18 protein-coding genes are annotated in these 21,400 nt (G+C 57.7%); 15 read left to right on the top strand and 3 right to left on the bottom strand.

Going from position 1 to position 21,400, the window contains the following annotated elements; all coding sequences use genetic code 11:
• Positions 1-186: 186 nt before the first annotated feature.
• The 9 genes from KRR23_RS10840 to KRR23_RS10880 are packed head-to-tail and all read left to right on the top strand — an operon-like array spanning position 187 to position 8,829.
• Complete coding sequence (locus KRR23_RS10840; protein ID WP_216742491.1) at positions 187-1,194, top strand: 3-oxoacyl-[acyl-carrier-protein] synthase III C-terminal domain-containing protein; 1,008 nt, start codon at positions 187-189, stop codon at positions 1,192-1,194.
• Positions 1,191-2,207 (top strand): NAD(P)-dependent oxidoreductase, encoded by a 1,017-nt coding sequence (locus KRR23_RS10845; RefSeq protein WP_216742492.1) that lies wholly within the window; start codon positions 1,191-1,193, stop codon positions 2,205-2,207. The genes KRR23_RS10840 and KRR23_RS10845 overlap by 4 nt, the downstream gene beginning before the upstream one ends.
• Positions 2,200-3,006 carry an MBL fold metallo-hydrolase gene (locus tag KRR23_RS10850; RefSeq protein WP_216742493.1) on the top strand — a complete coding sequence of 269 codons (807 nt, stop codon included), beginning with the start codon at positions 2,200-2,202 and terminating at the stop codon, positions 3,004-3,006. Before KRR23_RS10845 ends, KRR23_RS10850 begins: the two co-directional genes overlap by 8 nt.
• Positions 3,003-4,286, top strand: coding sequence for a F390 synthetase-related protein (locus KRR23_RS10855; RefSeq protein WP_216742494.1), 1,284 nt, complete (start codon positions 3,003-3,005; stop codon positions 4,284-4,286). Before KRR23_RS10850 ends, KRR23_RS10855 begins: the two co-directional genes overlap by 4 nt.
• Positions 4,283-4,900, top strand: coding sequence for a phosphatase PAP2 family protein (locus tag KRR23_RS10860; protein WP_253912030.1), 618 nt, complete (start codon positions 4,283-4,285; stop codon positions 4,898-4,900). The genes KRR23_RS10855 and KRR23_RS10860 overlap by 4 nt, the downstream gene beginning before the upstream one ends.
• Entirely contained in the window at positions 4,900-6,039 is a 1,140-nt protein-coding gene (locus KRR23_RS10865; protein WP_216742495.1) for a sterol desaturase family protein, read from the top strand. Before KRR23_RS10860 ends, KRR23_RS10865 begins: the two co-directional genes overlap by 1 nt.
• Complete coding sequence (locus KRR23_RS10870; RefSeq protein WP_216742496.1) at positions 6,032-7,138, top strand: acyl-CoA desaturase; 1,107 nt, start codon at positions 6,032-6,034, stop codon at positions 7,136-7,138. The genes KRR23_RS10865 and KRR23_RS10870 overlap by 8 nt, the downstream gene beginning before the upstream one ends.
• A complete protein-coding gene (locus KRR23_RS10875; RefSeq protein WP_216742497.1) occupies positions 7,138-8,223 on the top strand; it encodes an acyl-CoA desaturase in 1,086 nt (361 codons plus the stop codon). The genes KRR23_RS10870 and KRR23_RS10875 overlap by 1 nt, the downstream gene beginning before the upstream one ends.
• 54 nt (positions 8,224-8,277) lie before the next feature.
• A complete protein-coding gene (locus KRR23_RS10880) occupies positions 8,278-8,829 on the top strand; it encodes a metal-dependent hydrolase (protein ID WP_216742498.1) in 552 nt (183 codons plus the stop codon).
• A 181-nt stretch (positions 8,830-9,010) separates the two neighbouring features.
• Here the strand turns inward: KRR23_RS10880 and KRR23_RS10885 are convergent, their stop codons facing one another.
• Positions 9,011-9,241: a hypothetical protein gene (locus KRR23_RS10885; RefSeq protein WP_054598207.1), complete on the bottom strand. Its 231-nt coding sequence runs from the start codon at positions 9,239-9,241 to the stop codon at positions 9,011-9,013.
• 161 nt (positions 9,242-9,402) lie between these two features.
• Between KRR23_RS10885 and KRR23_RS10890 the strand changes: the two genes are divergently transcribed.
• The gene (locus KRR23_RS10890) at positions 9,403-11,061 is read left to right on the top strand and encodes a SulP family inorganic anion transporter (protein ID WP_216742499.1); all 1,659 of its coding nucleotides are present in this window, start codon (positions 9,403-9,405) and stop codon (positions 11,059-11,061) included.
• 63 nt (positions 11,062-11,124) lie between these two features.
• Here the strand turns inward: KRR23_RS10890 and KRR23_RS10895 are convergent, their stop codons facing one another.
• Together KRR23_RS10895 and KRR23_RS10900 are read right to left on the bottom strand one after the other, a co-directional pair.
• A complete protein-coding gene (locus tag KRR23_RS10895) occupies positions 11,125-11,310 on the bottom strand; it encodes a ribbon-helix-helix protein, CopG family (protein WP_216742500.1) in 186 nt (61 codons plus the stop codon).
• 254 nt (positions 11,311-11,564) lie between these two features.
• Positions 11,565-13,205, bottom strand: coding sequence for an NRAMP family divalent metal transporter (locus KRR23_RS10900; RefSeq protein WP_216742501.1), 1,641 nt, complete (start codon positions 13,203-13,205; stop codon positions 11,565-11,567).
• Positions 13,206-14,521: 1,316 nt separating this feature from the next.
• Between KRR23_RS10900 and KRR23_RS10905 the strand changes: the two genes are divergently transcribed.
• The 5 genes from KRR23_RS10905 to KRR23_RS10925 all read left to right on the top strand — a co-directional run bounded on the left by KRR23_RS10905 (position 14,522) and on the right by KRR23_RS10925 (position 21,396).
• Positions 14,522-16,264 carry an ABC transporter permease subunit gene (locus KRR23_RS10905; protein WP_216742502.1) on the top strand — a complete coding sequence of 581 codons (1,743 nt, stop codon included), beginning with the start codon at positions 14,522-14,524 and terminating at the stop codon, positions 16,262-16,264.
• 14 nt (positions 16,265-16,278) lie between these two features.
• Positions 16,279-17,601 (top strand): AAA-associated domain-containing protein, encoded by a 1,323-nt coding sequence (locus KRR23_RS10910; RefSeq protein WP_216742503.1) that lies wholly within the window; start codon positions 16,279-16,281, stop codon positions 17,599-17,601.
• A 43-nt stretch (positions 17,602-17,644) separates the two neighbouring features.
• Entirely contained in the window at positions 17,645-18,547 is a 903-nt protein-coding gene (locus tag KRR23_RS10915) for a LysR family transcriptional regulator (RefSeq protein WP_216742504.1), read from the top strand.
• A gap of 130 nt (positions 18,548-18,677) precedes the next feature.
• Positions 18,678-19,301 carry a glutathione S-transferase family protein gene (locus KRR23_RS10920; protein ID WP_216742505.1) on the top strand — a complete coding sequence of 208 codons (624 nt, stop codon included), beginning with the start codon at positions 18,678-18,680 and terminating at the stop codon, positions 19,299-19,301.
• Positions 19,302-19,365: 64 nt separating this feature from the next.
• Positions 19,366-21,396: a pyridoxamine 5'-phosphate oxidase family protein gene (locus tag KRR23_RS10925; RefSeq protein ID WP_216742506.1), complete on the top strand. Its 2,031-nt coding sequence runs from the start codon at positions 19,366-19,368 to the stop codon at positions 21,394-21,396.
• The last annotated feature ends 4 nt before the right edge of the window (positions 21,397-21,400 follow it).

Raw genomic sequence — 21,400 nt, forward strand, 5'->3', positions numbered from 1 at the left:
GCTGGCTGGGGTCTTTTTCGTGGGTTCCAGTGGCCTGTGTGCTGCGCGCCGAGCGGGTGATCCACCGCGATGCCCTGAGCAAGACCTCGCTGAATGCCGGTCTTTCCTCCCTGCGCAGCAGCAACTTCGGCTCCGATGTCTGTCGGCCTTCCGTCCTTCATTGCTGAATTCAAGGTCGAATATTTAATGAAGTCACCTTTTTCATCACCCGCATTGCTTCCTCTCAAGATCATCGCCACCGGCGTGGCGCTACCGCCCAATCGCGTCGAGTCGGTCGACCTTGATCGTTTGTTGAACAAGCCTGAGGGCTATGTCGAGAAGCGTTCGGGCATTATCTATCGCTATCATGCCTCGGATGATGCCAGCCAGGCAGAGCTGGCGGCAGCCGCTCTTCACGACGCCCTGGACCGCCAGGGTATCGACGCCGCATCAATCGACTTGCTGATCTCGGCTTCGGCGATTTCCGTGCAGGCATTGCCATGCACGGCGGTGCACATCCTAAAGGTCTCCCAGTTGGCGCCCGGCACCCCCGGTTTCGACATCAATAGCAGCTGTGTGAGCTTTATCTCGGCGCTACAGGTCGCCGCAGGGCTGTTAAATGCCGGCACCTACCGACGCATTGCGATCGTGTCGGCCGACCTGGCGTCACGCGGGATCGACTGGGACGATGAAGAATCCTCACTGATTTTCGGCGACGGTGCAGCGTGCGCCATCGTTGAACGGGGCGATGGCACCAGTGGGATCCTCGCCAGCCTGGTTGAAACCCACCCCCAAGGCAGCGAACTCTGTGAGATACGGGCGGGCGGCACACGACGCAATCCGCGCGCGGGCATGACCGACCGCGACTTCCTGTTCCAGATGCGCGGCAAGCAATTGTTCAGGCAAGCCTCGGCGTTGATCGAGGACTACCTGGCTCGTCTGTTGGGGGCGAGCGGGTTGACCCTGGAACAAATCGCCACGGTGGTGCCGCATCAGGCCAGCCATCTGTCGCTGGAGCATATGCGTCGACGCCTGAATGTCTCTTCCAGCGTGTTGGTGGATATCTACCGCTATCACGGCAACCAGGTGGCCGCATCGATCCCCACGGCGTTGCACGCGGCGGTCATCAGTGGACGGTTTAATCGCGCCGAGCCGGCTATGCTCATCGGCACAGCGGCTGGTTTATCCTTGGCCGGCATGGTCCTGCTGCCATGAACGTACTGCTGACCGGCGCCACCAGCGGGCTTGGGCGCAACGCAGCACAATGGCTGCTCGACGCCGGTCATGCGGTGCATGCCACCGGTCGCGACACCCAGGTTGGTAACGCCCTGCGTGAGCTGGGCGCCGACTTTACGGCGTTGGATTTAACCCATGCAAGCCTTGAGCAATGCCAGCCATTGATGAGCGGGTGTGATGCGGTCTGGCACTGCGCCGCGAAGTCTTCGCCGTGGGGTCGCCGGGAAGATTTCTACCAGGCCAACGTGGTTGCCACGCAAAAACTGGCTGAGTCAGCGGGGCGTGCCGGTGTTCGGCGTTTTGTTCATATCTCCACGCCCTCGATCTACTTTGATTTCCAGCATCATCATGAAATCGTCGAGAGCTACCGCGCCCCACGGTTTGCCAACCATTACGCCGCCAGCAAGTACGCGGCGGAGCAGGGCATCCAGGCGCTGGTGCCGCGCTATCCGGACACCACCTACGTAATCTTGCGGCCCCGTGGCCTGTTCGGCCCACATGATCGGGTGATCCTGCCCAGGGTGCTGAGCCGGCTTGAGCACGATCGCGGCGTGTTGCGCCTTCCCGGCGGCGGCAAAGCGCTGTTGGACCTGACCTTTGTGCTCAACGTGGTGCACGCCATGGACCTGGCGAGCCGCAGCAACCCTTTGCCTTCCGGGGCGGCCTACAACATCACCAACCACCAGCCGATGCGCTTGGCTGACATGCTGCATCTTTTGCTCCATGGACAGTTGGGCCTGCGCTATCAGTTGCAGGCGATTCCCTACCCTCTCTTGCATGCACTGGCCGGCGGGCTGGAGCTACTGAGCTGCGCTACGGGCAAAGAGCCGCAACTGACGCGCTACAGCGTCGCCGCGTTGAATTTCGATATGACGCTCAGCCAGGTGCGCGCCACTGAGGAACTGGGGTACTCGCCACGCTACACGATGGAGCAGGGGATCGAGCAAACAGGTGCCTGGTTCAGGCAACAGGGCGCGGTGGCTCATGGCTAAAGTCACCCAATTCGAGGTGGGCTACTGCACCCATATCGCCTGCATGGCACAACGCGGGGCCGGTCTGCGCGTGTGTAAGTTCCCGGCCCGGGCGTATCTGCTGGAGGTCGGCAGTCGTCGCTGGCTATGGGATACCGGCTACTCGACGCATTTCCAGGAGCAGACGCAGTCCGGCCTCTTTCGTGTGTACCGCCAGGTCACTCCGGTGTACTTCGACCCACGCGAGTCATTGCTCGAGCAACTGCGCACCGCAGGCTTGGCGGGCAATGACATCGAGGGGCTGATCCTTTCGCATTTTCATGCCGACCATATTGCCGGGCTGCGCGATTTCAACCAGCCCAATTTCATCTGCTCGGGCCAGGGTTGGCAACAAACCCGGACACTGCGTGGGTTTGCGGCGCTGAAGCAGGCCTTCATTCCCGGCTTGATCCCGGAGAGTTTTGAAGCACGACTGCAGTTTATGGAGAGTTTTGCACGGGTGGGCTTGTCTGAGCAGTTGGCGCCTTTCGATCACGGCTTTGAACTGCCGGGAAGTGAGGGGCAGATCTTCCTGGTGCCTTTGCCAGGCCATGCGGCGGGGCATATCGGCGCATTCATTCTCACCGACGAAGGCTGGACGTTGTTGGCCAGTGACGCCGGATGGTCTGCCCAGAGCTATCAAACCTTGCGCGGACCCTCGGTATTGGCCAATTTGCTGATGGATGATTCCCGCGTCTATTACGACACGCTCCGCCGACTGAACCAGCTGTGGGCGGCCGGTCATGTCGACATCCGTCTGTGTCATGAGGGCGACCTATGATCCCGGTGAAGACCCTCTGGCACTACTTTCGTACCCAGCGTTTGACCTTCACCGATCGCGCGGTGCTGCAAGCCTATCAGGCAAAACAGCTAAAGCGCTTCGCTCGGCGGGTCCTTGCACAGAGTCCCTATTTTCGCCCTTACAGCACGCTGTCGGTGACCGAGTGGCCGCTGATGGATAAGGCGCTGATGATGGCGCAGTTCGACCAGATGAACACCGCCCAATTGCAGTGCGATCAGTTACTGGCGTGTGCCCGACGCAGCGAAACCGAACGCGACTTCACCCCCACGGTCGGCGCCTACAGTGTTGGGTTGTCGTCTGGCACGTCGGGGCAGCGCGGTGTGTTTGTCGTCAGTGAGCGGGAGCAACAGGTCTGGGCCGGTGGCATGCTGGCAAAGATGCTGCCCGAAGGTATTTTTGCCGGTGAACGCGTCGCGCTGTTTTTACGTGCGGACAACAACCTCTACCACAACGTGAACAACCGCTGGCTTAGCCTGGAGTTCTACGATCTGTTTGCGCCTTTCCCGGCGCAACTGCCGCGCTTGCAGCAGCAGGCACCGACGATCATTGTCGCGCCGGCCCAGGTGTTGAGGGCGCTTGCGCTCGCGGTCCTCGATCAGCAACTGGCCCTCAACGTCAAGAAAGTGATCTCGGTAGCCGAAGTCCTGGACATGCATGATCGACGGATACTGGAGCAGGTGTTTCCTGACATCGGTGAGGTGTATCAGGCCACCGAGGGGTTTCTGGCAGCTTCATGTGCCCACGGCACGCTGCATTTGAATGAAGAGTTTCTCTACATCGAGCCACAGTGGATCGATGAGCATCGCTTTACGCCGTTGATCACCGATTTCACCCGTAGCACACAACCCATCGTGCGCTACCGGCTCGATGATGTACTGGTCAGGAAGGCCACCCCATGCCCGTGCGGGCAAGCGACCATGGCAATTGAACGGATAGAAGGCCGATGCGATGACCAGTTGTTGTTGCTCAATCGCCAGGGGACGCCGCAGGTGATATTTGCCGATCTGTGCACGCGGGCCATTGCCAACGCGTTGCCGCTGACCAGTGATTACCGGTTAATTCAACAGACCGAACATCGTTTACAGCTCGTTGCTGACTGTTCACAACAGGAGTTGGCACAGTGTCACGCGCAACTCGTGGCAGTGCTCGAGCAACAGGGGATCGCCACCGAACCACTGGAGTGGCAACTGACGGTACAGACCGTGATGCCAGCGTTCGATCAGAAAAGACGACGAATCATTCGGCAGGTGAATCCATGATCAAGGCAATCTTTCCAAGGTTGTGGCACATGCTGCTAGGTTGGGGATCTGTGGGGGTTGTTTACAACCTCACTGACCGTCTTCAAGACGCGGGGACTGTCATCTCGCCCTCATTGATTGATCGCCTGATCCCATTCAGCCCGCACGCCATTTGGTTGTACCTGTCGTTCTTCATCATGATTGCGTTGGCTTACCTGCTTGCCCCGCTTGATCGGGTTAAATGGTTGGCCAGGGCCATGCAACTGACTGCGATAGGGGCGGGGGTCGTTTATGTGTTGTGGCCGACGACCATGGTCTATCCGCTCGATCACGGCACCACCCTCAGTTCTGATGTGTTGAGTGCATTAACACAGTTCGACTCAAAGCAAAATTGCTTACCGTCATTGCACATGGCACTGACGGTGCTGGCCGTATGGGCAGTTGGCGATGAAAGGCACAAAGTGAGAACGGTGTTGTTCATCCTATGGGCTGTGGCGATTGCCTTTTCGATCCTGCAGTTACGCCGACACCTGTTGATTGACCTGGTCAGCGGTACGTTGTTGGCACTGGTGGCTGGATGGCTGGTGCGGTGTGTTGGTTTGATTCGCTATCGTGCGGTCAGAGGAGTGGCGTGATGATTGATCTGGCGTTCCCCATCCTGTTCATGTTGCTGGTGGTGATTGGCGAGATGCTGGTCGTGCAGTGGCGCCAGCGTGACGTGGTCAACTGGCATGACGTGATGTTCAACCTGAACTCCGGCCATCTCATGCTGTGGTTGTTCCGTGGGCTGGAAATCACCTGTTACGGCTACGTCGCCAGCCACTTCAGCCTCTCGCTGTTTGAGTCATGGCCACCGGTGCTGACTTGGGTATTTGCACTGTTTGCCTGGGACTTCGGTTTTTATTGGTTGCACCGGGCACATCACTACTTGCGTGTGCTGTGGGCGGTGCACGTGGTTCATCATCAGGGCGAGCATTTCAATCTGTCATTGGGGGTACGCAACTCTTGGTACTCGTCACTGACCTCCATCCCATTCTTTATGCTGTTGGCTGTGCTGGGTGTACCGTTGTCGGTGTTTGTCACGGTGTCCATCCTGCATTACACAATTCAACTGTTTAATCACAGTGCATTGACGCCCAAGTTGGGAGTCCTGGAGTCGGTGTTCGTCACGCCTGCCCACCATCGGGTACATCACGTCAAAGACATGGCCTACTCGAACAAGAACTTTGGCGGCAGTTTTATCTTCTGGGACAAACTGTTCGGCACGTTTTGTCCCAGCCTGCCGCAAGCGCCGTTCGACTATGGCGTGGGTGGCGCCAAGCCGTCTGCAAACCCGTTTTGGGCGAGCAATCTGCCATTGTTGCGCTACATGCACATGCCGGTGAGCGTGTCCGATGGAGGCGGACGCTGGCGTTGCTCGAACCTGACCGTTTTCAGTGGTGCGCTGCTGGTGTTTGTCGGGGTGATTGCCTATGTCTATGAATATGGCTACGGCTACACCAACGTTCATTGGCCGCAAGTCGCGCTGTTCACCTTGTTGGCGCTGGGCCCGGTGGCGCTGGCGGGCATGGTGCAAGGGCGCGCCTGGAGCGTAATGGGGTGGCTGGCTATTTCATTGGGGCTGCCAGTGCTGTTTCTTGGGTTGCTGAGGTGGTCACAGGGGTATTGGCAGGTCGTGCTTGTCTCGCTTGGGGTGCACGGAGTCGCGGTGCTGTGGTCTTGCACCCGGCGGCGATCCGACGCTGCGCCTGCGGTGGAGCAATCTCATGGCTGAGTCACTCAGGCCCCTGGTCTTTCCCGCCGATGGCGAGCAGGCCTTTCATCAAGCACTCAAGCGCGCGGCTCGCGTCTATCTGGCGGATGACCACCGTTATGCCGATGGTTGGCTGCTCGCCAGGGCCTTGCTGTTGCTGGTGTTGTGCGCGGGGTTCTATGCCTTGAGCCTGATGCAGCACAACGCGTGGGCGTTTGTCGGTTGCTACTTCCTGTTTGTGATGATGGGAATGCTGTTCAATGTGGTGGTCAATCATGACGCCTCTCACAACGTCTTCTTCCGTGCACCTTGGGCCAACCGCCTGGTAGGGCGCTTGGTCACGCTGCCGTTGGGTGTGGATCCGGATTACTGGCGGGTGCGCCACGTCGATTTTCACCACGTCTACGCCAACGTCGAACATTACGACCTGGATACGGAAGAGAACGGCATCTTCCGACAGACTCCGTTCCAGCGTTGGCGTGCACACATGCGCTATCAACACCTTTACTGGCCGGTGATCGCGGCGTTGTCGCTGCCCTATGTCGCCTGGATATTTGACTGGTCGGATCGATTAGGAAAAACGCCACTCAAGTCAAAAGACGTGTTGCCGGGACGCTGGGGCTGGACGGTGTTTGTCGTCAGTAAGGTTACCCATTTGCTATTGGTGCTGGGGGTGCCGTTGGCTGTTTGTCAGCTCAATGGCATCAGTTGGTCGACGGTGCTGCTGGCGTATGCCGTGAGCCAGATGTGTGCGTCGTTGTTGGTGGTTTACTTGCTGCTAGGTACGCATTGGGCACAGGCGCAGTTTTATCGTGCACCTGATACGGCGGTGATGCCCCATGGCTGGTATCGACATAATTTCTCTACGGCTTGCGACTGGCTGACCACGCCTCCCTGGCTGCGCCATTTCACCGGTGGGCTGAATTACCATTTGACCCATCATCTGTTCCCCGGTTGGAGTCATCGTCATTACCCCGCGCTGGCGGCGATCATTGAACAGTTGGCGGTGCAACACGGCATGGACTATCGCTGTATTGGCTATCGCGAACTGTTGAGGCAACAGCAACAGTTCCTGCGCCAGATGGGGCAGGAGACGCCCATGGACAGGGTGCCCCAATAATGAAACCGCTAGCGTTCCAGCGCGATGACGCTGATGTGCATAAAGCACTGATGCAGGCGGCCAGCGACTATCTGGCGGTGCATCATGATCATCGTTTCGCCGATGCCTGGATGATCGCCAAGCTACTGGTGCTGGTGCTGCTATGTGCCGGGTTTTACGGCATGAGCCTGGAGCAGTCCACAGGGTGGGCTTACTTGGGTTATTACTTCGGCTTCATTTTTACGGCCATGTTTATCACGGTCAACGTGGTCCATGATGCGTCCCATAATGCGTTTTTCAAACGACGCTGGGCCAATCGCTGGCTCAATTGCCTGGTCAGCATACCACTGGGTCTTGATCCTGATTGTTGGCGAGTGCGGCACGTTATTTTTCATCACTGGCACAATAACGTTGAGGGTTACGACCTCGATATTGAGCCCAATGGTGTTCTACGCCAGACCCCATTCCAGCGCTGGAAGCCCTTTATGCGAGTGCAGCGCTTTTACTGGCCACTGGTTGCGGCCATGACCTTCCCTTATTACATTTTTCTGTTCGACTGGTTGGACCGGGCGGGGCAAACGCCGGTTACCAGGCGAATGGCGCAACACGGCGTGCGCGGCTGGAGTGTGTTTGTGTTTGGCAAAGGCACGCACCTGGTATTGGCGCTGTTGATCCCGCTCTGGGTTTTGCCACCGACCATCAGCGCGCTCGACATCGTGCTGGTTTACCTGGGCAGTCAAATGCTCTCCTCGTTGCTGTTCGTGACGCTGATCATCGGTACTCATTGGGCAAAGGCGAAGTTTTACCAGGCGCCGGAAAGTGGCGTATTACCCCACGGCCGGTATCGCCATGTGTTTGCTACCACCATTGACTGGCAGACAACGCCGCGCTGGCTGGGGTATTGGCTCGGCGGGGCCAACCTGCACCTGACACACCATCTGTTCCCGCACTGGAGCCACCGGCATTATCCGGCCTTAAGCCAGCTCATCAGCGAGGTTGCTCCACGTTTCGGCCTTGAGTACCAGCGTATCGGGCCCAGTGAAATGCTGAGGCTCCAACAGCGGTTCCTCAGTGCGATGGGCGCGAACAAAGGGGCGGATGTTTAAGCGTGAAGGACCTTCAGCCTTCACTCCTGTTATTACCGTGAGGAACAACGCTCCATGCCTAGCATTATCACCCATGCTGTCGTGCCCCTTATTGTTGGAGCGGCGATGGGGCGGCGCCACATTAGCGCCAGGTTATTGATCATGGGCGCGGTGCTGGCCGCGCTACCTGATGCCGACGTGATTTCATTCAAACTGGGCATTGCCTATACCGACACCTGGGGGCATCGCGGTGCAGCCCATTCGATAGCCTTTGCCTTGGCCATTAGTTGTCTGGCGAGTGTGTTTTATAAGTCACTGCATACGAGCCTTGGGCGGTGCATCAGCTTTCTCTTCCTGGCGGCCGTGTCTCATCCATTACTGGATGCCTGTACCGATGGCGGCCTTGGGGTTGCCTTGTTCTGGCCCTTCAGTGAGCTACGGTGGTTCATGCCGTTCAGGCCGATCGAAGTGTCCCCCATCGGTCTGACGCGGTTTCTGAGTCAGCGTGGCTGGGCAGTGCTGCAGTCTGAGATTTTATGGGTGTGGTTGCCCACACTGGGGCTGGCTGCTGTTCTCCTTGCTGGTCGATGGATATGGCCTGCTAAGTACAGCTCAGGGAAAAATTAGATGAGGGGGGCTCTGCGCCACCCTGGACTCAGCCACCAAGAAGCGTCTCAGCGTATCGATCGATAAGGCAGTGGGTTTGTAGTTCCACAATGGATACTCATCCAGCTGCACTCATCCGTGTGATCCGGCTGCCTCATCAGAGCGCTCGCTACCGACATGATCCCCTCCAAGGGAGGGGCAGTCAGAAATGAATCTCAGCGGATTTGATGCCGATCTCCCGAAGCTCATGGATCAGGTCATCCAGCTGTCGAAATGACTCGATTTCTTCATTGTCATTGATCAGAAAATAACTGCTTCCCACCTCTTTTTTAAACAGGATGATCCACTCGTGCGTGTTGGCCGGGTTGACTATCACGTGCGTGTCGAAGTGCATGCCTTCACCGTGTTTGGTTTTGACGTCTTCGCGTTTCATGTGGATCTCCGAGCGTGGACTCATTTTGTCCACAAACATGATTCTGGATCATTCAACGCTGGTTTTTCAGCGTCGCGGATGCTGTGCAAAGGGTATTTCAGTGGCTTTGCTATTATCACTTCATGTAAATATTATGCACATGCCACCAGAGAGGGCTAGTCATGATTGCGATACGAGAAGCCTGGAAAGCGGGCCTGTTACGGCCTGAGCACTGGCTTCGAAATATCGTCTCTGGGGTCATCGTCGGCGTTGTGGCGCTGCCCTTGGCCATGGCGTTTGCCATCGCCTCAGGCGTCAAGCCGGAGCAAGGAATTTACACCGCCATTGTCAGTGGTCTCCTGGTTTCTCTTTTCGGAGGGAGCCGTCTTCAGATCGCAGGCCCGACAGGGGCATTCGTTGTCATTTTGTCCGGAGTGACCGCCAAATACGGCGTTGATGGCTTGCAGATCGCAACGATGATGGCCGGGGCGATTTTGTTATTGCTCGGTATCACCAAGCTTGGCGCCATCATCAAGTTCATTCCCGACCCGGTGATTGTTGGATTCACCGCCGGCATTGGTGTGATCATCTGGGTCGGGCAGTGGAAAGATTTCTTCGGTTTGCCGAAAATCAGCGGTGAGCATTTCCATGAGCGACTCTGGCACCTGGGTCAGGCTCTCCCCAGCTTTCATGTACCTACGACACTGTTAGCACTCTCGAGTCTGGTGCTGGTGATCACCGCTCCCAAAATACCTGGCATAAGACGTGTTCCTGGCCCCTTGATCGCCATGGTCGTCGTGACGGCGCTGCAGTCATTTTTTCAGTTCGCTGGCGTTGCAACGATCGGGAGTGCTTTCGGAGGGATTCCTCAAGGATTGCCTGCGGTCGGCCTTCCCGCAATAACACTGCCTCAAGTGATTGAGTTGATTGGCCCGGCGTTCGCCATCGCGATGTTGGGCGCTATCGAGTCATTACTGTCTGCTGTTGTCGCCGACGGTATGGCCGGTACCAAGCATGACTCCAATCAGGAGTTAATCGGCCAAGGCATCGCTAACCTGGTCACCCCTTTGTTCGGTGGCTTTGCCGCGACAGGTGCAATTGCTCGAACCGCTACCAACATCCGCAATGGAGGTAACAGTCCCATCGCGGGTTTTGTACATGCGCTCACATTGATATTGCTGATTTTATTCCTGGCGCCGTTGGCTTCGGATATCCCGCTGTGTGCGCTGGCAGCGATCCTGTTCGTGGTCGCTTACAACATGAGCGAGTTGAAGCATTTTCAGCGCATGGTCAAGCGTGCCCCGAAAGCCGACGTGGCGATACTGCTCATCACCTTCAGCCTGACCGTTTTCAGCGATTTAGCGATCGCTGTGAACATTGGTGTCATTCTCGCGATGCTGCAATTCATGCGTCGGATGGCATCTTCTGTCGAAGTGCAGCAAATGGTCGAAAAAGAGCTTGAGGTTGAGTTACGGATCAATGGGCACGTTCGTCTGCCGCCTGGCGTTTTGGTGTACACCATTGAAGGGCCGCTTTTCTTTGGCGCAGCAGAAACCTTTGAGCGCGTTCTGGCCCAAACGCACACCGATCCGGGGACATTGATTATTCGTCTAAAGCGAGTGCCGTTCATGGACATAACGGGCTTGCAAACGCTGCTCGAAGTCATTGAGCACTTACGCAAGCGCAGCATTGTCGTAAAACTGTGCGAAGCCAACGAGAAGGTTCTTGGCAAGCTGGACAAAGCAGGAATACTCCAAGCGCTCGGTCCGGAGCATTATCATGCCGACTTCAGTGGTGCATTGGGCAGTTTCGAGATCGACAAGACACCACGCCTCGGCTGAGCGGAGCTTTAGTGGGCAGAGCGATAATCGGGTTCCCGACGTGCCGGCCCCATGGCGAGTGAACTACTTACCATTGGCCGCTATTTTGCTTTTGGTCGAGTAGGACACGCCATGTGTCTCCAGGTAGTCTCGAATAAGCTGACGGACGACCTGTGAAGGCGTCAGGTCCTGAGATGCACAGAGCTCCTCAAGGGCTTTTTTCTTGACGGGATCAATGAGCACAGTCAGTCGTGCAGTCTTATTTTCCATGGAGTTGGCAGTACCCTAAGGCGTTCGATGATAATCAAATTCTAATGGCCGAGGCTTTGTTTGTCACCGTTCAGGTTCGTATGGTTTAGTTAGTTTGACTGTGATCAATGAGTAGTGCGAGCGCGTGAATCAGTGGTTTAAACGGATTAAGGTTTGAGTTGCAAGGCGGTGTAGTTCGGACGCTTACAAAAGGATTGCGGTTGTTTTACAGGCGGGACGAAAGCTTGCGCAATCCGGCCCGCCTGCTCACAGATTTATGCGAGTGCAAGTTGAATGACTTTGTAAATCACCATACCCATTGCCACCACCAGGTAGCCGCGCAACACCCCCATCCAGATGCGATTTCGTTGCGACAGTACCATTGGCTTCAGCTGTGCCAGTGGCGGCATCCGCCACGAGTACATCATTTGTTGGGTGAAGGTAACGGTGCTCTCAGGCAGCATCCCTTTGTCGACTTCTGCGCGAGCGTGCAGCACATTCACCGCAATGGCGATGACGAGCCCCACCAGGCCTCCACCGATGAGGATGTTGGTGATGGTTTCACCGGACATATCCGGGAAGGCCACCGCCGCGGTCAAAATGACCGACATCAGTACGAGCACTGCCACGATGACTGCAGTAATGAGATTGGTGAAGCGCTTGTTCGTCCATGGGCCCAGTACTTCCTTATCGTTGCACAGTAGCAACAGGAATACGGTGGCGCTTGGCAGCAGTACCCCCGCCAGCGTCTGTACCGCGTTGGTCAACAGGCCGAGCGGCACGCCCGGAATCAACACCAGCGCCGCAGCGAGGGCGATCAAGGCGCAGTACATCAGGTAAAAGCCTTTGGCATCGCTTGGTTTACGGTGTAGCGAGTGTTTAAGGTTCAGTACATCACCCAGTGCGTAGGCGGTCGATAGCGACACCGCCATTGCCCCGATGATGCTGGCGTCGATCAACGCGATGGCAAACAACACGCCCGGCAGGCGTCCGTTATATTTGGCGATACCTGTGGCGATGGCGCCGGCATCGGTGAACTGGCCAAATTCAGGGTGACCGACAAAAACCTGCGCGGTGAAAGCGATCATTGCCACGGCACCAATCACCACCATTGCAATGCCCAGCCATAGATCGGCGCGTTCGTACTTGATGAAGCGCGGAGTGATGCGTTTGTCGATCACGTAGCTTTGCTGGAAGAACAGCTGCCATGGCGCCACGGTGGTACCCACGATGCCGATGATCAGCAACAACACTTCCGACAGCTTGCCGTCAGTCGGCAGTTGCGGGATGAAAAAGTCGTGAGCGACTTGTGCCATCGGTGGATGAATCATCACGAAAATCGGTACCAGCAGCAGGCTGCCGATCACCAGGATCAACGCGAAGCGTTCGAAGCGCCGGAAGTCGCCGGTACAGGCGGCGAGCATGATGAACACCGCTGCCACACACACACCGGCCACCTTGGGCACACCGAGGAACTCCATCCCGAGGCTGATGCCGATGAACTCGGTAACAATGGTCAGCGCGTTGAGGATGAACAGGTCGATCGCACTGAACGCACCCCAGAACTTGCCGAAGCGTTCAATGATCAGTCGGGCGTGACCGACACCCGTCACGGCCCCCAGACGCAGCACCATTTCCTGGTTGACGTACAGCACCGGGATCAACAGTGCCATGGTCCACAGCAGCATGGTCCCGTAGTTCTGGCCGGCCTGGCCGTAAGTGCTGAATGCGCCGGCGTCATTATCGCCGACCATTACGATCAACCCGGGGCCGAGGATGGCCATCAGTGTTTTGAAGCGCTGCCACCAACCCTTGCGCGGGGCGATGTCGTCATGACGGATGGTACCGAATGCTCCGCGGATGTCTCCGGCGTGGGCGCTGTCAAGAACAGCCGTTTCAATCTTCAAGTTGGACATAACGAATCTCTCCAAAAGCGTAACGCTGGATGCCGCTTTCGATTCCCGCCGGACAGGTGCGCAGGTGCTTTCCCTCTGAAAACCACAGCCTGAAGCTGGATCAGAGTGGAAAATCAGGCGTCCTGGCGCTCAGGGGCGCGAAATAAACGGGCACTAAACCGTCGACCAAAAGTGGTCAGGGTCGTGAAGAGGTCACTCGGAGAGAAATGCGGGGGGAAGTACAGGAAGGAGATCAGCCAGTGATGGTTGTACTGCTACCCGCTAGACGCCGCCATTTCAGTCAGAGTGACCGGACTACTATTACTGGGGTCCATAAGTGGTCTCTCCTTCATGTTTTTCGTGGCGGCACAGCTTCAAATATTGAGAGGGCCGTAGATTTCTTTCAGGTGGCATGACGCCCTCCTTTACGTACCTGGCGGTACGAACACGTTAAAACAATCGCTACTGCACAGATGAAGGCAGGCGATGGGTCAGAAACCTGTGACCGTAGTGAACGCGAGGCGCACGTACGGATTAGAAGCGCACAGAAAAATCCGCCCGCTCAGGTTTGATGTTTTAGTTACGCGAAGGAGTTTGATACTGATGCGCGCAACGTCCTGCTCTCGGCAAGACGTTGGCTAAGGGGATCTAGCTGAGGTCGTGCCGAGCTTTTACGGAGAATTTCTCCGATTTACAACAATGACTGTCCAAAGAAAAATGACCTCAGATGTAACAAGTTGTAAATTTTGGCGGGCCGAGCAGGGAAAGTCAACACAGCCCATCCAACCCCCTGCTCGCTACCAGATGGCCGGTGGAGTCGGGGTGCGGCGACAGGTATCGATTCCGCCAAGGGGATGGTGGCCATTCACAAATACGTAAAAAATACGTCAAGTTTATGTTTCTGTAACAATTTGAAACGTACAATCCGGCCCGGAAATGCAGCGCGTCGGCATTGATCTCGATTGCGTGTGCCGCAGGCAAAACCTGCGGCCGGATGACGTCGTGCTTTTCCTGTCCAAATATCCTTTTCACTCCCGTTCAGGAGACTCCAGCCATGGATCCTGCCGATTCTCGGCGGGCCACCCATTGAGATGCCGAGTGAGGCGCAGAGGGTAAATGGTGTGTTCGGATCCCCGGAGTTCTGAGCCACTGAACCATTTTCTGCATCGCCCCCGTAGCGTTCGTTTGTGTGGCCTCCCTCCGTCGTTTTATTACCCCGCTAGAGTGTACTTAGCTGTGCTTCAACTGCTTGTCGAGCCGTTCTGTGCGCGGTTGCTCTAGAACCTGTTGATCGGTGGTCAACGATCACCTCCAGAACGCTACTGGAATCACTGAACATGAATAAGGTATTGCGTCATTACATACCGGCCACGGCACAACGATTGCTTCCCAACCGATGGGACCTGATCGCCATGCCGTTGGTGATTGGCTTCTTGCTGTTTTTCTCGATTGGTGCGCGCGAGACCTGGGCTCCAATTTCGACGTTGCAGACGCAGGTCATTTCACTGGACCCGAGCGACCTGCCTGAATATGCAATCCGCACGACATTGCGCATGCTCGCGGCCATGGTGGCGGCGCTGATTTTCACGTTGGTCTACGGCACGTTGGCGGCCAAGAGCCGGCGGGCAGAGAAGCTGCTGGTGCCGGTGCTGGATATCCTGCAATCGGTGCCGGTGCTGGGCTATATCTCGTTTACCGTGACATTTTTCCTGCTGTTGTTTCCAGGACGTGTGCTGGGCGCGGAGTGCGCGGCGATCTTTGCCATTTTCACCAGCCAGGCCTGGAACATGACGTTCAGCTTCTACCAGTCGCTGCGTACGGTGCCTCGGGATCTGGAAGAGGTGTCCAGCAACCTGCAGCTTTCCGGCTGGCAAAAGTTCTGGAAACTCGATGTGCCGTTCGCCATTCCGGGCCTGGTCTGGAACATGATGATGAGCATGTCCGGTGGCTGGTTCTTCGTGGTGGCCTCGGAAGCGATCACCGTGGGTGACAAGACCATCACCTTGCCGGGCGTCGGCTCCTATCTGGCGACGGCCATCGAACAACGCAACATGCATGCCGTGGGTTACGTGATTCTGGCGATGATTGTAGTCATCCTGGTTTACGACCAATTCCTGTTCCGGCCGCTGGTAGCCTGGGCGGACAAGTTTCGGATGGAAGACACTGCTTCACAGGCCGGGGCCCCCGAGTCCTGGGTACTGAATCTGATCCAGCGTACCCGGGTCGTTCAGCGCCTGTTGCGGCCTTTTCTCCGGGCCATCGTGCGTATTACCAACATGCGCCTTAGCCTGCCACGCTCCAAAGCAGTGGCCGTTCAGGCCAGTCCGACGGTTTCAAGAGTTATCGATTGGGTCTGGGCGTCAGCGATCGTTGCGATGACTCTTTACGCGCTGTATCACATTGTCATCTATGTCGGCAGCGAGGTGACGTTTGATGAACTCTGGCATGTGATCGGTCTGGGCACCATCACCCTGCTGCGGGTGGCCTTGTTGATTCTGGTGGCCTCGCTGATCTGGGTCCCGCTGGGTGTGATGATCGGCTTGCGTCCGCATCTGGCGGAGAAAATCCAGCCGCTGGCCCAGTTCCTCGCGGCGTTCCCGGCGAACCTGTTGTTTCCGGTGTTTGTCATCGTGATTCTGCGCTATCAGTTGAACCCGGATATCTGGTTAAGCCCGCTGATTGTGCTGGGCACCCAGTGGTACATCCTGTTCAACGTGATCGCTGGTGCCAGCGCCTTTCCCAACGACTTCCGCGAGGCTGCGACCAATTTCCGTATTCGCGGCTGGCAGTGGTGGCGCAAGGTCATGCTGCCCGGCATCTTTCCTTATTACGTGACCGGTGCGATTACCGCCTCGGGCGGGGCGTGGAACGCCAGTATCGTGTCCGAATTCGTTTCCTGGGGGCAGGACAAGGTGGTCGCTCACGGTTTGGGGGCCTACATCGCCCAGACCACTGCGGCTGGCGACTTTCCGAAAATTACCTTGGGTGTGGTGGTGATGTCGTTCTTTGTCGTGGCGTTCAACCGCGTTCTGTGGCGACCGCTCTACGCGATCGCTGAAAACAAACTCCGTCTGAATTAACAGGGGTCGATTTGATGAATAGCCAGGCTGAAAAAACAGGCGCGCACTCCGAAATTTATGCACTCAAGAACGTCTGTCGAGGGTTCGGTAAGGGCAAGGACGAGTTACAGGTACTCAGCGATGTCGATCTGACCCTGCGCGAAGGTGAAATCGTCGGCATGCTGGGTCGTTCCGGCTCCGGCAAATCGACGCTGCTACGGATCATTGCCGGTCTTATCCTGCCCTCCTCAGGCGAGGTTCACTATAACGGCTCGTTATTGACCGGACCTGCCGAAGGCGTGGCCATGGTCTTTCAGACCTTTGCCCTGTTTCCCTGGCTGACGGTTCTGGAAAACGTCGAGGCCGGTCTTCAGGCGTTGCAGGTCGAACCCAAGGCCGCGCGTAAGCGTGCACTGGCAGCGATCGACCTGATCGGCCTCGACGGTTTCGAAAACGCGTACCCACGGGAATTGTCGGGTGGCATGCGCCAGCGCGTAGGCTTTGCCCGGGCGCTGGTGGTCAATCCGACCTTGCTGCTGATGGACGAGCCTTTCTCGGCGCTGGATGTACTGACGGCAGAAACCCTGAGAACCGATTTGCTGGACCTGTGGAGCGGCGGTCAACTACCGATCAAGTCCATCCTGATCGTGACTCACAACATTGAAGAAGCGGTGTTGATGTGCGACCGCGTGTTGGTGTTGTCGTCGAACCCCGGCCGGGTCGTGGCACAAATCCGTGTGCCGTTCGCCCACCCGCGCAACCGTCTGGACCCGGCCTTTCGCAAAATGGTCGATGACATCTATGCACTGATGACCAACCGGCGCAGTGCCGATGCCAAAACCGGCAAGGCCGAACTGCAATTGGGCAGTCCATTGCCTGAAGTGTCGACCAACCTGATGGCCGGTCTGATTTCGGCACTGGCGGCCGAGCCGTATTATGGGCAGGACAGCCTCTCCAACGTCGCCGAGCGTCTGTTGCTGGAGGTCGACGACCTGTTTCCGGTGGCGGAAATGCTCGAGCATCTGGGGTTTGCCGAACTCAAGGGCGCCGACATCAAGTTGACCGACGCGGGCAAGCTGTTCGATGAGTACGGTACCCAGGAACGCAAAACCATTTTTGCCGATCATCTGCTCAGGTATGTGCCGTTGGCCGCCCGTATTCGCCAGGTGTTGCAGGAGCGACGCGGTCATTGGGCGCCACGTGTGCGTTTCGAGCAGGAGTTGGGAGACTCGCTCAGTGACACCGCAGTAGAAGAAACGCTGGAGAACGTGATCAGTTGGGGCCGGTACGCCGAAATATTCTCCTATGACGACAACACCGAAACCTTCAGTCTGGAAGATGTCGAAGGCAGTCTGTAACCGGCTCATTCAAGGCCGGACACGACGATGCAACAGGTAGCTCATGGACAGACTCCAGGAAATGCAGGTATTCGTCGCCGTGGCGCAAGAGCAGGGTTTCTCTGCGGCGGCGCGGCGTCTGGGGTTGTCTGCTGCCAGCGTGACGCGGGCGGTGGCGGCGCTGGAGGTGCGTATCGGCACTCAATTGCTCACACGCACCACGCGCAGTCTGCATTTGAGCGAGGCCGGTCAGCGTTATCTGGACGACTGTCGACGCATTCTGGCGGACATTCAGGAAGCCGAAGCGTCAGCTGCCGGCAGTCATGCGCAGCCGCGTGGGCAACTGACGATCACTGCGCCAGTGCTGTTCGGTGAGTTGTTCGTGACGCCGGTGATGGTTGGCTACCTTGAGCAGTTTCCCGATATCAGTATCAACGCGTTGCTGGTCGACAGGGTGGTGAGCATGGTCGAGGAGGGCATCGACGTCGCCGTGCGCATCGGTGAACTGCCTGACAGCAATCAGCACGCCATTCTGGTCGGTGAGGTGCGGCGGGTTATCTGCGGGTCTCCCGATTATCTGAAGCGCCATGGCCGGCCTGTGCATCCGAATGATCTGGGACGAGCGCGGATTGTTGCCACCTCGTCCATTGGGCAACAGCGAAACTGGCCCTTTAGCGAGGCCGGAGAGGTGTTGAGCATTCGCCCTGAACCGCGTCTGGTCGTCACGGCGAATCAGGCGGCAATCACGGCCGCGGCTCTGGGGCTTGGATTGACCCGGGTTCTTTCCTATCAGGTGGCCAGCAAGGTCGCCAGCGGTGAGTTGGAAATCGTCCTGCAAGACTTCGAACTGCCGCCGTTGCCCATCCATGTGGTGTATCAGGGCGGGCGCAAGGCGCCGGTGCGGGTACGCAGTTTCGTGGACTATGCGGTGAAGGCATTACGTGAACATCCGGCATTGCGCGCCTGAGGTGTTATTGCGCTGGGTGAAATGATCGATTGTGTTTTCTGGTTATTCTGTTGTTTTGATGGCAGGTGGAAGATAACGCCACTTAGCGCGGTTCCCTCCTGAACCGCGCGATCCAGCCGCGGAGTCGACTATGCACGCCATCAAACTCTACAACTTCCCACGCTCCGGCCACGCCCACCGTGTGGAACTGATGTTGTCGTTGCTTGAGCTGCCAACCGAACTGATCTTCGTCGATCTGGCGAAAGGCGCACACAAACAGCCGGACTTTCTGGCACTCAATGCCTTTGGACAGGTCCCGGTGATCGATGACCAAGGTGTGGTGCTGGCCGATTCCAACGCGATTCTGGTGTACCTGGCGCAGAAATACGGCAAGGGCCGCTGGCTGCCTGCCGACCCGGTCGGTGCGGCCAGGGTTCAGCGCTGGCTGTCGATAGCGGCCGGGCCGATTGCCTTTGGCCCGGCCATTGCCCGGCTGATCACGGTATTCGGTGCGCCTAACAATGCCGATGAAGTGATTACCCGTTCGCACAACCTGCTCAAAGTGATTGATCAGGAACTGAGCAAATCGACCTATCTCGCTGGCGATGAGCCGACCATCGCCGATGTTGCCGCCTACAGCTACATCGCCCATGCGCCGGAAGGCAACGTGTCGCTGACTGGCTATGCCAACGTGCGGGCCTGGCTGGCGCGGATCGAGGCCTTGCCCGGTTTTGTCGGCATGCCACGCACCGTGGCCGGATTGCAAACTGCCTGAAGCGCTTACGGCCCGGCGATGTCGGGCCGTTCACACTGCGCCGGGTGCGCAGAGGAGAACCGCGATGGAGCTTTCACCTTGGCATGCCGGCGAGAAACAGTTGCAGGCTCATGCAGGGGTTGCCGAGCGTATGGAAGCGCACGGACGCAAGGTGATCCGCAAGCAAATGCCGGATCAGCATCGGCAGTTCTATCGTCAGTTGCCGTTCATGGTGTTCGGTGCCGTGGACGCCGACGGTAACCCTTGGGCGAGCATCCTCGAAGGCCCACCGGGTTTCGCCCATTCCCCTGAACCTGCGCAGTTGCAACTCGACAGCCTGCCAACGCTGGACGACCCGGCGCAATTACACGCCGGGGCGGCGATTGGTTTGCTGGGGATCGAGTTACACACCAGGCGGCGTAACCGGATCAACGGCCGGGTCAGCGCGATTGGCGCGCAAGGCCTGAGTGTCTCGGTCGAGCAGTCTTTCGGTAATTGCCCGCAGTACATTCAATTGCGGCAGTTCGAATCGGTGCCGTTGGCCGATCCGTCGACCCGTATCGCACAGCGCCTGAATTCGCTGGATGACGCGGCCACGGCGATGATTCGGGATGCCGACACCCTTTTTGTCGCCAGTTACGTGGATGTGGATAACTCACGCTCTGTGGATGTTTCCCACCGTGGTGGCCAGACGGGTTTTGTTCAGGTCGAGGGCGACTGCCTGACCATCCCTGATTTTGCCGGCAATCTGCACTTCAATACCTTGGGCAACCTGCTGCTCAATCCGCGCGCCGGGTTGCTGTTTATCGATTTCACCTCGGGTGACTTGTTGCAGGTCAGCGGTCGTACCGAAATCATCCTCGATGGCCCACAAGTAGAAGCCTTTCAAGGCGCCGAACGGTTGTGGAAGCTGCATGTGCAGCAGGTGGTTCGGCGACCCGCAGCATTGGCGTTGCGCTGGCGCTTCGATGGGGTTTCGCCCACCAGTCTGCTGACCGGCACCTGGGAACAGGCTGCTGCCAGGTTGCAGGCAGCGGCATTGGGCGATCACTGGCGGCCATTGCGGGTGTCCCGGATCGAGCGGGAAAACCAGAGCATTCGCTCGATCTATCTGGAGCCGGCTGACGGTGCCGGGTTACCGCTGTTCCAGGCCGGGCAGCACTTACCGGTGCGTTTCACGCTTGATGGCCAGGTGCATATCCGCACTTACAGTCTGTCGAGTGCGCCCTCCGATGAATTCTTCCGTATCAGCGTGAAACGTGAAGGGTTGGTGTCGTCACATTTGCACGAACACATTCGGGTCGGCGACCTGATTGAAGCCCGCGCACCGCAAGGGCATTTCACGGTAGCCGCCAATGAACAGCGACCACTGGTGCTGTTGGCGGCCGGCGTCGGTATCACGCCGTTGTTGTCGATGCTCCGTGAAGTGGTTTACCAGGGCCAGCGCACACGGCGTACCCGCCCGACCTGGTTGATCCAGAGTTCGCGTAGCCTGGCTGATCAGCCATTTCGCGCTGAGCTTGAGCGCTTGCTGGAGGGCGCGGATGACGCGGTGCGGGTATTACGTCTGCTCAGCCAGCCGGAACGCGAAGCCCTGGAAGGCGAGGATTTTGACCTGACCGGGCGCATCGACCTCGCACTGCTTAAAACCATCCTGTTGGTGGAAGACTACGATCAGCTGGATTTTGTCCTGTGTGGTCCGAGCAGTTTCACTCAAGGGCTGTACGACGATTTACGTGGGTTGGATATCCGCGATCAGCGGATTCACGCCGAAACCTTTGGTCCTTCGACGTTACGTCGGCAACCGGATCCGGAGGCGGTAGTCATTGAGCAACCTCCTGCGGCCACCACCCCGGTCGCGGTGGTGTTTCAGCGCTCGGCCATTGATGCGCGCTGGCAGCCAGACAGCGGCAGTTTGCTGGAATTGGCAGAAAGTCGGGGTTTGCGGCCAGAGTTCAGCTGCCGCGGCGGTTCCTGCGGCACCTGCAAGACCCGCTTGATCAGCGGTCAGGTCAATTATCCACAGCCCCCGGCGGAGTTACCCGGTGCGGGGGAAGTGCTGATTTGCTGTGCGGTTCCGGCTCAGGGCCAGCAACCGCTGGTGCTGGATGTGTAGGGGG

Origin of the sequence: Pseudomonas sp. CVAP#3 (assembly GCF_018986375.1) — a bacterium.
GTDB classification, from domain to species: Bacteria; Pseudomonadota; Gammaproteobacteria; order Pseudomonadales; family Pseudomonadaceae; genus Aquipseudomonas; species Aquipseudomonas helvetica.

Excerpts from the sequence above, each read along its gene's own strand:
- KRR23_RS10925 (WP_216742506.1), top strand. The coding sequence starts at position 19,366 with ATGGAGCTTTCACCTTGGCATGCCGGCGAGAAACAGTTGCAGGCTCAT.
- KRR23_RS10890 (WP_216742499.1), top strand. The coding sequence starts at position 9,403 with ATGATTGCGATACGAGAAGCCTGGAAAGCGGGCCTGTTACGGCCTGAG.
- KRR23_RS10860 (WP_253912030.1), top strand. The coding sequence starts at position 4,283 with ATGATCAAGGCAATCTTTCCAAGGTTGTGGCACATGCTGCTAGGTTGG.
- KRR23_RS10870 (WP_216742496.1), top strand. The coding sequence starts at position 6,032 with ATGGCTGAGTCACTCAGGCCCCTGGTCTTTCCCGCCGATGGCGAGCAG.
- KRR23_RS10855 (WP_216742494.1), top strand. The coding sequence starts at position 3,003 with ATGATCCCGGTGAAGACCCTCTGGCACTACTTTCGTACCCAGCGTTTG.
- KRR23_RS10915 (WP_216742504.1), top strand. The coding sequence starts at position 17,645 with ATGGACAGACTCCAGGAAATGCAGGTATTCGTCGCCGTGGCGCAAGAG.
- KRR23_RS10895 (WP_216742500.1), bottom strand. The coding sequence starts at position 11,310 with ATGGAAAATAAGACTGCACGACTGACTGTGCTCATTGATCCCGTCAAG.
- KRR23_RS10840 (WP_216742491.1), top strand. The coding sequence starts at position 187 with ATGAAGTCACCTTTTTCATCACCCGCATTGCTTCCTCTCAAGATCATC.
- KRR23_RS10885 (WP_054598207.1), bottom strand. The coding sequence starts at position 9,241 with ATGAAACGCGAAGACGTCAAAACCAAACACGGTGAAGGCATGCACTTC.
- KRR23_RS10875 (WP_216742497.1), top strand. The coding sequence starts at position 7,138 with ATGAAACCGCTAGCGTTCCAGCGCGATGACGCTGATGTGCATAAAGCA.
- KRR23_RS10845 (WP_216742492.1), top strand. The coding sequence starts at position 1,191 with ATGAACGTACTGCTGACCGGCGCCACCAGCGGGCTTGGGCGCAACGCA.
- KRR23_RS10900 (WP_216742501.1), bottom strand. The coding sequence starts at position 13,205 with ATGTCCAACTTGAAGATTGAAACGGCTGTTCTTGACAGCGCCCACGCC.
- KRR23_RS10865 (WP_216742495.1), top strand. The coding sequence starts at position 4,900 with ATGATTGATCTGGCGTTCCCCATCCTGTTCATGTTGCTGGTGGTGATT.
- KRR23_RS10910 (WP_216742503.1), top strand. The coding sequence starts at position 16,279 with ATGAATAGCCAGGCTGAAAAAACAGGCGCGCACTCCGAAATTTATGCA.
- KRR23_RS10905 (WP_216742502.1), top strand. The coding sequence starts at position 14,522 with ATGAATAAGGTATTGCGTCATTACATACCGGCCACGGCACAACGATTG.
- KRR23_RS10850 (WP_216742493.1), top strand. The coding sequence starts at position 2,200 with ATGGCTAAAGTCACCCAATTCGAGGTGGGCTACTGCACCCATATCGCC.
- KRR23_RS10920 (WP_216742505.1), top strand. The coding sequence starts at position 18,678 with ATGCACGCCATCAAACTCTACAACTTCCCACGCTCCGGCCACGCCCAC.
- KRR23_RS10880 (WP_216742498.1), top strand. The coding sequence starts at position 8,278 with ATGCCTAGCATTATCACCCATGCTGTCGTGCCCCTTATTGTTGGAGCG.